Origin of the sequence: Roseburia inulinivorans DSM 16841, from assembly GCF_000174195.1 — a bacterium.
In the GTDB taxonomy this organism is placed as follows: Bacteria; Bacillota; Clostridia; order Lachnospirales; family Lachnospiraceae; genus Roseburia; species Roseburia inulinivorans.
The window spans coordinates 25,493-38,880 of sequence record NZ_ACFY01000156.1; the positions used below are offsets into that span (position 1 = coordinate 25,493).

The 13,388-nt window shown below is 40.8% G+C and carries 11 protein-coding genes and 1 pseudogene; 2 read left to right on the forward strand and 10 right to left on the reverse strand.

All coding sequences use genetic code 11. The features are described 5' to 3' along the window. Window positions 1–14: 14 nt before the first annotated feature. Entirely contained in the window at window positions 15–2,105 is a 2,091-nt protein-coding gene (locus tag ROSEINA2194_RS16645) for an elongation factor G (protein ID WP_044928638.1), read from the reverse strand. Between the two features lie 403 nt (window positions 2,106–2,508). Between ROSEINA2194_RS16645 and ROSEINA2194_RS16650 the strand changes: the two genes are divergently transcribed. Further along, entirely contained in the window at window positions 2,509–3,618 is a 1,110-nt protein-coding gene (locus tag ROSEINA2194_RS16650) for a prephenate dehydrogenase (protein WP_009860843.1), read from the forward strand. A 29-nt stretch (window positions 3,619–3,647) separates the two neighbouring features. Here the strand turns inward: ROSEINA2194_RS16650 and ROSEINA2194_RS16655 are convergent, their stop codons facing one another. The 5 genes and pseudogenes from ROSEINA2194_RS16655 to ROSEINA2194_RS16675 form a co-directional block, all read right to left on the reverse strand. Then, window positions 3,648–4,604 (reverse strand): carbohydrate kinase family protein, encoded by a 957-nt coding sequence (locus ROSEINA2194_RS16655; protein WP_009860844.1) that lies wholly within the window; start codon window positions 4,602–4,604, stop codon window positions 3,648–3,650. Window positions 4,605–4,665: 61 nt separating this feature from the next. Further along, window positions 4,666–6,183, reverse strand: coding sequence for a glycoside hydrolase family 32 protein (locus tag ROSEINA2194_RS16660; protein WP_009860845.1), 1,518 nt, complete (start codon window positions 6,181–6,183; stop codon window positions 4,666–4,668). 16 nt (window positions 6,184–6,199) lie between these two features. Then, window positions 6,200–7,870, reverse strand: a complete 1,671-nt coding sequence (locus ROSEINA2194_RS16665) for a type 2 periplasmic-binding domain-containing protein (protein ID WP_009860846.1) — start codon at window positions 7,868–7,870, stop codon at window positions 6,200–6,202. Window positions 7,871–7,889: 19 nt separating this feature from the next. Continuing rightward, window positions 7,890–8,788: pseudogene (locus ROSEINA2194_RS16670) on the reverse strand (carbohydrate ABC transporter permease). Between the two features lie 12 nt (window positions 8,789–8,800). Continuing rightward, on the reverse strand, window positions 8,801–9,739 hold the full coding sequence (locus ROSEINA2194_RS16675; RefSeq protein WP_009860849.1) for an ABC transporter permease: 939 nt from the start codon (window positions 9,737–9,739) through the stop codon (window positions 8,801–8,803). 256 nt (window positions 9,740–9,995) lie between these two features. Between ROSEINA2194_RS16675 and ROSEINA2194_RS16680 the strand changes: the two genes are divergently transcribed. After that, window positions 9,996–11,021: a LacI family DNA-binding transcriptional regulator gene (locus ROSEINA2194_RS16680; protein WP_009860850.1), complete on the forward strand. Its 1,026-nt coding sequence runs from the start codon at window positions 9,996–9,998 to the stop codon at window positions 11,019–11,021. Between the two features lie 33 nt (window positions 11,022–11,054). On the opposite strand, the gene ROSEINA2194_RS22340 is transcribed toward ROSEINA2194_RS16680, so the two are convergent. From ROSEINA2194_RS22340 to queA, 4 genes are all read right to left on the reverse strand, one after another. Beyond that, the gene (locus tag ROSEINA2194_RS22340; RefSeq protein WP_252832690.1) at window positions 11,055–11,291 is read right to left on the reverse strand and encodes a TraX family protein; all 237 of its coding nucleotides are present in this window, start codon (window positions 11,289–11,291) and stop codon (window positions 11,055–11,057) included. Next, window positions 11,273–11,824, reverse strand: coding sequence for a TraX family protein (locus tag ROSEINA2194_RS16685; RefSeq protein ID WP_252832692.1), 552 nt, complete (start codon window positions 11,822–11,824; stop codon window positions 11,273–11,275). The genes ROSEINA2194_RS22340 and ROSEINA2194_RS16685 overlap by 19 nt, the downstream gene beginning before the upstream one ends. A 42-nt stretch (window positions 11,825–11,866) precedes the next feature. Further along, a complete protein-coding gene (locus tag ROSEINA2194_RS16690; protein WP_009860853.1) occupies window positions 11,867–12,208 on the reverse strand; it encodes a PilZ domain-containing protein in 342 nt (113 codons plus the stop codon). Between the two features lie 68 nt (window positions 12,209–12,276). Further along, window positions 12,277–13,314: a tRNA preQ1(34) S-adenosylmethionine ribosyltransferase-isomerase QueA gene (gene queA, locus ROSEINA2194_RS16695; protein ID WP_009860854.1), complete on the reverse strand. Its 1,038-nt coding sequence runs from the start codon at window positions 13,312–13,314 to the stop codon at window positions 12,277–12,279. Window positions 13,315–13,388 lie beyond the last annotated feature (74 nt).

Here is a 13,388-nt window from a genome sequence, read left to right on the forward strand (position 1 = left end):
CCACATCTTCTCCTTTACTCGTCGAGTTTCTCTACTTTGCCTGCTCTTGCAGCAATCTCTTTCTCCTGTATATCAGACGGAGCCTGCTCATATCTTGAAAACTCATAAGAATATGTACCGCTTCCACCTGTCATGGAACGAAGATCCGTGTTATAGCCAAATAATTCCATATACGGAATATCTGCAACGATCTCCTGATAACCATGATCTGTCGGGTTCATTCCAAGCACACGTCCACGCCGCTTGTTCAGATCTCCCATAATATCTCCGGTATACTTATCCGGCACGACCACTTTCAATGATGCGATCGGTTCTAAGAGAACCGGGGAAGCCTCTAAGAAGCCTTTCTTAAATGCCTGCTTTGCAGCGGTTTTAAATGCCATCTCTGAGGAATCTACCGGATGATAAGAACCATCGTATAAAACTGCCTTCACACCGACAACCGGATATGCAGCGACAGGACCTTTCAGACAGGATTCCTGAATTCCCTTTTCTACTGCCGGGAAATAGTTCTTTGGAACTGCTCCGCCAACAACCGTCTGTTCAAATACATATGGCTGTTCCAGATCGCCGGATGGTTCAAATGTCATCTTGACGTGTCCATATTGTCCGTGACCGCCGGACTGCTTTTTATACTTGTACTCCACATCTGCTTTCTTGCGGATCGTTTCCCGGAATGCAATCTTAGGCTTCTTCAGTTCAACTTCCACTTTGTAGCGGTTTAAAAGTTTGCTGACTGCAACTTCCAAATGCTGGTCTCCCATTCCATAGAGGAGTGTCTGACCATTCTCACTGTCATTGACTGCTTTCAGTGTAAGATCTTCCATCATAAGTTTCTGGAGAGCCTGTGAGATCTTATCCTCATCGCCCTTATTCACTGCCTTATATCTCATGTAAGTATATGGTGTGGAGATTGAGGTCCGAATATACAAAATCGGATTTGCTTTTGTGGAAAGGGAATCCGTGGTTGCCGGGCTTGCTAATTTTGCCAAAGCACCGATATCACCTGCATGAAGTTCTTTTACTTCCTCCGGTTTGTTTCCACAGAGCACATACAGTTTTCCAATTTTTTCTTCCACATCTTTGTGATGGTTATATAACACATCATCCGTTTTCAAAACGCCCGAATTTACTTTGATCAGGGAGTATTTTCCAATAAATGGATCTACGATCGTCTTCCATACATAAGCTGACTTTGGTTTTGCAAAATCATAATCTGCACTGTACACTTCATTCGTCTTGGCGTTGATACCGGTACAGGAACGTTTTTCCGGACTTGGCAGATACTTCACAATATCGACCAGCAATGTATACATTCCTCTTGCCAGTGTGTTGGAACCCATCAGAACCGGAACAATGCTGCCGTCTGCCACATTCACACGGAGTGCCTGACGGATCTCATCCTCCGAGAACTCTTCGCCGTTAAAATAGCGTTCCATAAACTCTTCACTCGTCTCAGCGACAGCTTCCATCAATGCTTCCCTGCAGATATTTAAGTTGTCTTTGGAGTATTCCGGAACATCAGACTTTTCTACGGTTCCATCTTCTTTCCATCTCTTGGCTCTCTGCTGCAGCACATTGACATATCCGACAAACTGTCCATTCTCTCTGACCGGAAGATGGAACGGTGCGATGCGCTTGCCGTACATCTGCTGAAGATCTTCCACAACCTGCCGGTAGCTTGCCTCGTCAATATCCATATCCGTTACGAATACCATTCTCGGAAGTTTGTATTTCTCGCACATCTCCCATGCTTTCTTCGTTCCGACCTCGATCCCTGCCTTACCGGAAACTACAATGATCGCCGCATCTGCCACGCTCACTGCTTCTTCTGCTTCCCCTACAAAATCAAAATATCCGGGTGTATCAAGGATGTTGATCTTCGTATCGCCCCAGACAACCGGGATCACGGAAGTGTTGATGGAGAAAAGACGTTTTGTCTCTTCCTTGTCGTAATCACTGATCGTGTTGCCGTCTGCAACTTTTCCCATACGGGTTGTCATTCCTGCAAGATAAGCCATTGCCTCGACAAGACTTGTCTTGCCGGATCCCCCATGGCCTAAGAGAACCACATTGCGAATTTTGTCAGTTGTGTAAACGTTCATAGCAAATCCTCCCATACATTTTTCATTGATGATTTTGTTTCGTCATCACCGAATGTTGTTAATGGTTATATTTTACTAAATTTTCCACTTTTTTACAATATATTTATTCATATTTACTAACTATTATTATATTATCATTGGATTGTTTATATATTATGTATGTATTTTGAACATTTTTAGCAATTTTCATTTGATTGTTTACACAATATTCATAATTTGTACATATTCGTAGGAAATGTTCTGTTTTTCTTTTTCATGATAATCTTTTGGCAGTGCCGTGCCACGGAATTTAATAACTAATCACTTTAATACTTTAACCAATCACTTTTATACTTTAACGTGTTGACTTTTTCATAAAATGTGGATATGATGTATAAGACTTTCTAAATATACAAAATGACTTATGGGGGAACATGATTTGTTTCAGAAAATAGGATTTATCGGACTTGGTTTGATCGGAGGGTCCATTGCAAAAAAAATTCATACACTTTACCCTGATGTAACCATTATCGCAACTGCCGGTCATCAGAAAACCATTACAGAAGCTTACGGAGAACATCTGATCTCTAATCAGAATTTATGTGAAATCAAAGATTTTTATGACTGCGATTATATTTTTCTGTGCACACCGGTAAAAAGAAATATCGAATACCTGCGCCAGTTAAAAGGAAATATCAAAAACGGATGTATCATCACAGATGTCGGAAGTGTCAAAACAGATATTCACGAAGAAGTGACTGCCCTCGCAATGGAGGACTGCTTTATCGGCGGGCATCCGATGGCCGGCTCTGAAAAAACAGGCTTAAAAAATGCAAATGAATATTTGCTGGAAAATGCATATTATATTCTGACACCCACAACGAAGACATCACCGGAACGCTTAGAAGAATTTCGTTCCCTGGTGACCCAGTTAGGTGCTGTCGCCCTGGTATTAGACTATCATTTACACGATTATGCCACAGCTGCCATCAGCCATCTGCCGCACATCATCGCATACAGTCTCGTCAACCTTGTCAAAAAATCCGACGACGCAGACGAGACGATGAAGACGATCGCTGCCGGGGGATTTAAAGATCTGACCAGAATCGCTTCCTCCTCTCCTGTTATGTGGCAGAATATCTGCCAGTCCAACAGTGAACAGATCGTGCGGCTGATCGATGCCTATGAGGAAATGTTAGAGAAAACCAAACACGATATTTTATCTTCTGATGCAGATGCACTGCTTCAGGATTTTCAGTCCGCCAAAGATTACAGGGATTCAATTGCGATCACGAACAAAGGTCCGATCAAAGAAATATATGAACTGTATTTAGATCTTTTAGATGAGGCTGGTGGTATTGCGACAGTTGCTACAATACTTGCAAGTAATCATCTGAGTATTAAAAATATCGGCATCATTCACAACCGTGAGTTTGAAGATGGAGTATTACGTCTGGAAATGTATGACAGAATATCATTAGATGCAGCAGTACAGTTGCTTAGAAAACATCATTATACAATATATGAGCGGTAATCTGCCGCTCATATATTGTATACACAGTATCAATTGAAACAGGATAACAATTTTTCAACCTCTTCCCGTTCCGGCATTACGCGGAGTGCGCCTTTGCGTGTAGTGATAATGGATGCCGCTGCATTTGCAAAAGTCAGCATCTCTTTCAGGTCATTCTCTGTAAGATCGGTAAGTCCATGCTCTAAAATATAATGGAGAACACATGCACAGAAGGTATCTCCGGCTCCGGTTGTCTCTATCGTATTCTTCTGTATAAAAGGTTTCACTTCTACAATAAGATCTTTATAATAAGCACGGCTTCCTTCCCTGCCCATGGATACAAGGATCAATGGAATATGATATCTCTCAAGGATCCAATGTACACCCTTTGTGAAATCTTCTTCTCCGGTCAGCCACTGAATCTCGTTATCAGAAATCTTTAAAATGTCACACTGTCCTAATCCGTAAAGCACCTGTTCTTTTGCTTCATCTAAGGAGTTCCAGAGCGGCTCGCGCAGATTCGGATCAAAGGAAATGACAGCACCGGCTTCTTTTGCAGCACGAAGTGCTTTTTTTGTTGCATTTCGTACACCTTCGTGTGTCATGGACAGTGTGCCAAAATGAAAGATTCGTGTTCCCTTTATCAACTCTTCCGGTACTTCCGCTTCTGTCAGCATCATATCTGCACCAGGATTTCTGTAAAACGAAAAATCCCTGTCTCCATCCGGATAAGTATGTACCAGTGCTAACGTTGTATGTACGTCATCATCTTTCTGTAAGCCTGATGCATCAATCCCAACATCAATAATCGTCTGTTCCAGCTGTTTTCCGAAAAAATCATTTCCTACTTTTCCGATAAAAGCTGTCTTATGTCCGAGCTTTGTCAACATTGCCAGTACGTTGCATGGTGCACCACCCGGATTTGCCTCAAATAATGGATTTCCCTGGCTGCTGATCCCATTCTCAGTAAAATCAATGAGTAATTCGCCTAAAGCTACAACATCCATACTTTTTCCTCCGTGTCTGATAGTAGTTTTTGTTTTATAATTTTACTATATCGTGATTTCATCACTCAATAATTTCGTCGTTCGCCGAATGCATAAATGCATTCTTCTCACTTGCACTCATTATATCATACTTTTCAACATTAATATGTATTTTTTTGTCACTGTAAAAATGGATTTCCTGCGCTTCCAACGGCGTGCAGATGGCTGTTGTCGCAACCTGTTCCCCATCGTTCAGGAATAGTTCGATCGACTGACGATCCAAAATAAATCTCATTTTCTTAAGCCCTTCCGGATTTGAAATCTTCAGTTTCCGCACGCAGACAACATCTTTTGTCACACCGCAATAAGTGCGATCGATCTCAAGCATATTTTCAGCCTTATGATAAGTAAAGCTTGTTTCATATTCCTTATTTGCGGCAAGTTTCATGGAAAATGTTTGAAATTCATCCTCTTCCAGTAAAACGGTAAGGTCGATCGTCCGACCTTCAATTCCGCACAGTGTTGTTTCCTGATTTATTTCTGCATGATCATATCGACATGGATTTTTATGATACTTTTCAATTTCACGCACCGGTGTCTGCCAGATTTTACCATCTTTTAATTCCAATTCCCTCGGCAGTGTCATCATTCCCTGCCAATCCTGTGAATTTGGAATCACACATGCATCCCAGGATTTCATCCATGCAATCATAATACGTCTGCCGTCCGGCAGTTCAGTTGTCTGCGGTGCATAAAAATCCATTCCATAATCTAGTGCATGCGGCAATTCTTTTACAAATGTATGTGTTTTTTCATCATAGTCCCCAAGAAAATAAACACTGTTATGTCCATTATGAAACTCATATTTCTGCGCTTTCATATCCTGCGGTGAACAGATCAGCACTCTTTTACTGCCCAGCTGAAAGAAGTCCGGACATTCCCACATTGTACCAATTTTTCCGCTTTCGTTTGAAGCAAGAATTGTTTCAAATTTCCAGTCAGTCAGATTTTTGCTTGAACATAACACAACCTGTCCGATCTGATTTTCATTTTTATTGCCAACGATCATATAATAGGTATCATTTTCTTTCCAGATCTTCGGATCACGGAAATCTACCCTGTTGCATCCCTCTGGAAGCATTTCTCCGGTCATGACAGGATTTTTGTCATATTTCTGATAATCTTTTCCATCACCAAATGCAATACACTGATTCTGACGATCCTGCTCACTTCCGTCAGGCTGTTTTATTCTGGTTACTCCTGTATATACAAGTACATGTTTACCATCTGCTTCGATCGCACTTCCTGAAAAGCATCCGGCTTTATCATATTCTTCATCCGGAGCAAGTGCCGCTGGAAGCTGTTCCCAGTGGATCATATCGCACGTAACGCTATGCCCCCAGTGCATTGGTCCCCATTCCCTGTTATATGGATGATATTGATAAAACAGATGTATCTGTCCATCGTAAAACGAAAATCCATTTGGATCGTTGATCCATCCGGTTGGAGCAGAAACATGAAATAAAGGTTTTGTCTGCGGATCTGTAGCAGCAATTTTTTCTGTCTCGTATTTTCTGGCTTTTTCTAACATATTGCTCATATTATTTCTCTCCTAATTATTCTGATAATGATTTCTGATAGTTGTCAAAGTATTTCTGCTTAATGGAAAGATAATCTGATAATCCATATTTTTCCATTTTTTCAAGATAGGAATCCCATTCCTTTTCTATGCCGCCATTTAAAATCCAGTCGGCTTTTTTCTGTTCGGCATATTTTTTAATATCTGTGTCATATTGCGACACCTTATTCGTGTCTTCTATACTCATAAATACATTCGGATAAACGTATTTACTGTTCATATCTGCCAAATATGTCTCATGCATATTGTCAAGCCGCCATTTTGCATCTTCCGGCTGTGTTACATACTCACCATAATATTCATTTAAGATGGCAAGCGGACCATTGACTGACTGTGCCTCGCGGACTTCTACCGGAGACTGGTCGCCTAAATCCATATGCTTTAACATCGGGTCACCTTTTTCGTTTGTAGATAATTCAAAAATATTAAAGGAATCTGTCTCACCATAACTGCCCCAATTGTTCTGTGGAGACTGTAATGGTGCATACATCTGATCGATCCATGCTGCTGCCAGTGCAGTATTTCTGCAACTGGTCGTAAGTACACAACGTCCTCTGTCAAATCCGCTTGTCTCACTATTGTTCTGTCTTGTGATATTCCGCACGCCCGTCGGACCTGTAAGTGCAGGGAGCATTACATAATCAACATTATTATCAATATTTGCGATATCCCAGGAGAAGCAAAGACCATATCGGTGGTTTTTACCTTTTGCAACATAGGTAGACCATTCCTGTGTGAATGCTTCCGGATCTATAAGATCTTCTGTAACTAATTTATGCAGCCATTCAATGCCTTCTTTATATCCTTCCTGAACAGCTGTGTAAATGACCTTTCCTTCATCCGTCACTGCAAAATGATCACCGGTATCACCATAGCCTTCTCCAAATCCATTGATCAGAATGGCGGGATCCTGATCTCCATTGTTGATAATAAAGGACATCGGTATCACATCACCTTCAATATCAAATTCTTCCTGCAATTCATCTGCATGATCCCGGAATGCAATTAATACCTGTTCCAGTTCATCCGTTGTTGTGGGTATTTCCAATCCAAGATAATCCAGCCATTTTTTATTGATATATGCGATATCTCCGATGGCCTGTATGGCTTCTTTACCGGCACCAAGCTGTTCGATCCATGGAAATGAATATATATGTCCATCCGGTGCGGTACACATTGTGCGGTATTCCGGATATTTTTCAAATACAGCCTGAAGATTTGGCATATATTTATCGATCAGATTTTCAAGGGGAATAATAATCCCCTGCTTTGCATAACGAAGCAGATCGTAATCACTCATTCCGGCATTAAACAAGCCATCCGGCAGATTGCCAAATTGTGCTAATGCAAGATTTTTTTTATCAGAAAACTGATCCGATACAAAACACGTCCATTTAATATGCACATTCGTCTGTTCCTCAAGTCTTTGAAAAATGATCCTTTCATTCGGATCCTGCGTTGAGGTTGCCGGTGCACTGGTAATAAAGGATAATTCCGCAGTTTCTTTTAACGGAAACTGTACTTCGGAAACCGGAGTGTCCGGATCTATCTCTGCCTGTGGCTGTGCATTGCTTCCGCAGCCGGCTATACTAAACATCATGATCAGTGCAAGCCCGAATGACAACATTCTATTTATTTTTCTACGCATATAGGAAGTTCCCCCTTCTTTAACCTTTTACAGATCCAACCATAATTCCTTTATCGAAATATTTCTGGAAAAATGGGTACATAATTAATAATGGTAAGCTTGACACAACAATAGTCGCATATTTTAACTGTTCCGCTACTTTTGCCATCTCAGCCGTACTCTGGATGTCAGCGATCATTCCAGGCTGTGGTGTATTCTGTACAAGAATGGAACGAAGCACAAGCTGTAATGGCTGCAGATCTGCATCATTCAAATAAATCAGTGCATCAAAATAGCTGTTCCACATTCCAACAAAAGACCAGAGTGCCAGTACGGCGATGATTGGTTTACACACCGGAATCATAATTTTGAAAAAATGCTGGATTTCATTTGCACCATCAATGGAGGACGCCTCTCTGAGTTCCTTTGGTATTGACTGGTAATAAGTTCTTGCAAGAATCATATTCCATACGTTGAATGCTCCGGGTATTAAAATAGCCCATACAGTATTCACCATATGTAAACGGTTGATTAATATAAATGTCGGGATCATCCCACCACCAAAAAACATAGTGATCAGAAAAATTACATTAAAAAAATTTCTGCCGACAAACTCTTTTTTTGACATCGGATAAGCTGCAAGAAGTGTTATAAAAACAAGAAATTGCAGTAAACGCCAGCGAGTAGAAAAATGAATTAAAAAAATCCTCTCCATATCATTTCATTCTCTAAAACACGCCGGTATGCATCTAATGTCCAGTCTTTTATCCGAAAACTCAGTCCCTGATTATTTAAAACAGTCGGATCCATAAAAGATGCCAGAACCACATATATCAAAGGAATAACAATCGAAAGAACAAACAAACCGAGAAGCGCATATGCTATACCTAAAATCAGACGGTCAATTCCCGAATATTTTATTTTTCTTGATGTTTCCATCTTTTCATCCTCCTATAATCCTTCTCCATCGTTTATTTTCTTTACTACAAAATTTACGAAAATCAATAAAATAACATTAATGACAGAGTTGAACAATCCGACAGCCGTTGAGTAGCCATAATCTCCGTTCAGAAGTCCGATCCGATACACATAAGTTGATAAAATCTCAGATGCCGGAAGGTTCATATCCGTCTGTAATGCATATGCTTTTTCAAATCCGATACTCATAATGTTTCCGGCCTGTAAAATAAACTGAATTACAATAATATCTTTAATGGCCGGCAACTCGACATACCAGATTTGCTGCAGCAGATTTGCACCATCCATAACAGCCGCTTCTTCTAATTCTTTACTGGCATTGGCTAAAGCTGCCGTGTACATGATGGATGCCCATCCTGCTCCCTGCCAGATTCCGCTTGCAATATAAATTGTCCTGAAGGCAGTCGGCATTGTCATCCAATTTGTAGTGATACCGAGAATACGGTTCATCGGACCAACCGGTGATAAAAACATACGTACCATACCACAGAGTACAATAACGGAAATAAAGTTAGGTGCATAGATTAAAAGCTGTATTTTCTTTTTTATACCTTGCTTACGGATCCGGTTCAGTAATAATGCCAGGATAATTGGAATCGGAAAACCCCAAAGCAGTCCATAAATGCTGAGCTTTAATGTGTTTAACAGATAACTCATAAAATCCGGTGAGGATAAAAAACGTTTGAAGTATTCCAGCCCTACCCAGGGACTTCCAAAAACACCTTTGATCACATTATAATCTTCGAATGCGATGAGCAGCCCACCCATCGGAAGATACTTAAATATAATTGTTAACACCAATGCCGGCATCAGGAAAAACACATACAGCTGCCAGTTTCTTTTGACATAGGAAACTTTACTTACAAGCGTTTGTCTGCCTGTAGACTTTTTTGGTTTCAACCCTCTTTTCATACACTATTCCTCCATTTAGTCTTGTTGTATAATCGGTAAAGTAACCGGTTACTTTATAATTGGATAATAACCTATTTTCCAATAGATGTCAACACTTTTTTAAGTTAAAGTAACCAGTTACGTAACCAGTTATTTTTTTATTGATATTCCAGAACTTAATTGCTATACTATGTGTAATATGAAACTGTAACGAAACGATTCATATTTTAACATACTGATAAATACAATAGACAATGCGTAAAGGAGACAGATACTTATGGCGAAAAAACAGGTGACATTTGCTGACATTGCAGAATACACGCATTTTTCCAAAACTACAATTTCAAGATATTTTAATCATCCGGATTCACTGACACTTGAAAATCAGGAAAAAATATCTCAGGCTCTTGAGGATTTAGGATATAAAAAGAACAAACTCGCAAAGGTGCTCGCAAATGGGAAAAGTGAATTTATCGGGATTATCGTACCAAATCTTTACCTTCACTACTACTCAGAAATGCTTACCCAGCTTCTTTCCAGCTACCGTGATTATCATTATAAATTTCTTGTTTTTGTCAGTGATAACGGACCGGATGAGGAGGAGCAGTATATTGAAGAATTGATGTCTTATCAGATCGAAGGCCTGATCGTATTAAGCCATACGCTTTCTTCCGAAAAGCTTGCTTCTTATCAGATTCCTGTCATAGCAATTGAACGTGAGGCAGAACATATCTGCAGTGTCACAACTGATAATTATATGGGAGCTCTGCAGGCTGCATCACTTTTGATCCGTGACCATTGTGATGTGCTGATTCATATTAATGCAGATGTGCCAAAGATTATTCCTGCCTACAACAGAATTCGTGCATTTGAAGACACCTGTAAAGAACATCATGTGCCTTATGAATTAAATCTTAATGTGTGTGGAGATTCTTATCAGGAGCTCTTTTCACAAATGAAAATCATCTTTGCTGATATCGATGAAAAATATCCCGGACAAAAAAAAGGTGTCTTTCTTGCGAACGACACCTATGCAAATATGTTCCTGAATCTAATCTTTCAAAAATATGGATGTCTCCCTGACACATATGAACTGGTAGGGTTTGACAACTCTCCGATTGCCAGTGAAGCTATTTTGCCGATCACAACCATTGGACAGCAAATCGATGTGATCGCACACACCTCCATGGAATTATTAGTGCAGCAGATGGAAGAACGTAAAAAGAGAAAACCAGTTCCGCTGGCAGAACCGATCCATAAACAAATTACGCCTATCCTTATCCGCCGGGAGACAACAAATTAAAAATATTCTCTTGACCGGTCAACATCAGACAGATCACCGGTTCACAAAGCCCAGTATCAGCACAAGAATGAGCATGTGGACCGGATAGAATGCATAGCAGAAATACTGGAATGGTTTGCTGTGATATCCCTGTCGTCCACGATACAGCCAGATTGGCACTAATGCAAGCAATGCAAGACCCTGCTGGCAAAGTTCAAACTCCATGCCGAACAAACGGACCGGATACATTAATCCGCCAAGCAATTCCACATTTACCCAATAAAGAGCCACAATTTGACCAAGCAGACACCACCATTTGCGTCCGCGGAAAAAGTAAAAATAAAAACAGTCAGTACTCCGATTCCATAATAATCCACCATTGTCAGTGTCCCGAGTAAACCTCCGGCAATCGTAACCAGTATGGCTGTCAGTACAAAAACAGGTGTTTTCTTTTTCTTTCGTACTGTTTCCATTATATGGATTCCTAAAAGACCAAGGATAAACGTCCAGATCACATTCTGGTGGACCGGATAAAACCATGTTCCACCATACATCAGATCGAACGGTATCTCTGAGATCACTGCAAAAACCAGCATTCGCAATAAGTACTTTTTGAAATTATGGGTATGAAAATAACCTTCTACCGACATAAATGCAAAAATCGGAAATGCGATCCTGCCAACACAGGTCAGCCATTCCTGCGCCGGAAGAAGTGTTGCCCAAAGGTGATCCATCAGCATGAACAGCATTGCAATGATATGCAATGCTGCTGTGCTGATATCAAAACACCGTGATGTAGATGATTTTACTTTTTGAAACGACATAGCGATATACTCCTGCATTGTAGTATCGGATCCCCGGTTCTTTTACAGATCATTAAATATCTGGTAAATATCTATCTTGAGTGCGTCAGTATCCGTCATCCCAATAAACCTGCATCCATATTTATAACCGCCCTCCGGCAAAGCATCTCTCCGGACGATTTCAATAACAGCATCCACAACTTCTTTCGTCCAGATCTGAATCCTTGTATCGTAATAGCTCCCAATCTCAAGATCTGCCTTCGACTTAAATCCGAGACCGCTTCTTGAAATATCTGTCACCTCGACATGGACATATTTCAAAGTGGTCACGCTTTCTTCATCTAATCGTTCTAATTCAACCATGACTTCCAGATCAAGTCTCTTATGCTTTCTCCGCTCCTCCATACCTCACTTCTCCTTCATGAAATATTTAAGATAATTGTATAACAAGTTCTTTGCGATTACAAGTAGTTTTAAGACTCCCGGTCTACAATAAACATCGCATCGCCAAAACTGAAAAAACGATATTTTTCTTCTACTGCGGTCTCATAGGCTGCCAGTACATGTTCTCTTCCGGCAAGTGCGGATACAAGCATTACCAGTGTGGATTCCGGCAGATGGAAATTAGTGATCAGTGCATCGATGACTTTGAACTGATATCCCGGATAAATAAAAATTTCTGTCCATCCGCTTTTTTCTGTGAGGAAACCATTCTCGTCCGCAGCAGACTCTAAAGTTCTGGTGCTTGTTGTTCCCACTGCAATGACACGGTGGCCTTCTTTTTTCGCTTTATTGATCTTATCCGCTTCTGACTGTTCGATTTTATAAAATTCAGAATGCATATGATGCTTTAACACATCTGTTTCCTTGACCGGACGGAACGTTCCAAGTCCGACATGCAGTGTTACTTCCGCAATTTCTACCCCCATGTCACGCACCTGCTGCAACAATTCCGGTGTGAAATGAAGCCCTGCTGTCGGAGCTGCAGCGGATCCGTCATATTTGGCATAGACTGTCTGGTAACGGTTCTTATCCTGAAGCTGATGTGTAATGTACGGTGGCAGCGGCATCTGGCCAAGCCGGTCTAATATCTCTTCGAAAATCCCTTCATAATGGAACTGGATGAGCCGGTTGCCTTCCTCTACAATATCGACAACTTCACCGGTCAAAATCCCTTCGCCGAAAACAATTTTCGTTCCGATCTTGCATTTCTTTCCCGGTTTTACGAGTGTTTCCCAGATATCATTTTCTTTTCTTTTTAAGAGAAGGATTTCGATTTTGGCCTCGGTACCTTCCTTCACGCCATAAAGACGTGCCGGGATTACCTTTGTGTTATTAATGACAAGGCAGTCGCCCGGTCTTAAATACTCTGTAATATCCTTAAAATGTCTGTGTTCCACTTCTCCTGTGATCTTATCTAAAACCATCAGTCTGGAGCTGGAACGATCCTCCAATGGATCCTGTGCAATGAGTTCCTGTGGAAGATCATAATAAAAATCTTTTACATCCATGATTGTTCTCCATCTATTAGCATTTTCTGTACATAACAAAGAGCCGCTGCTGCGACTCTTTGCCATGTTTCTAT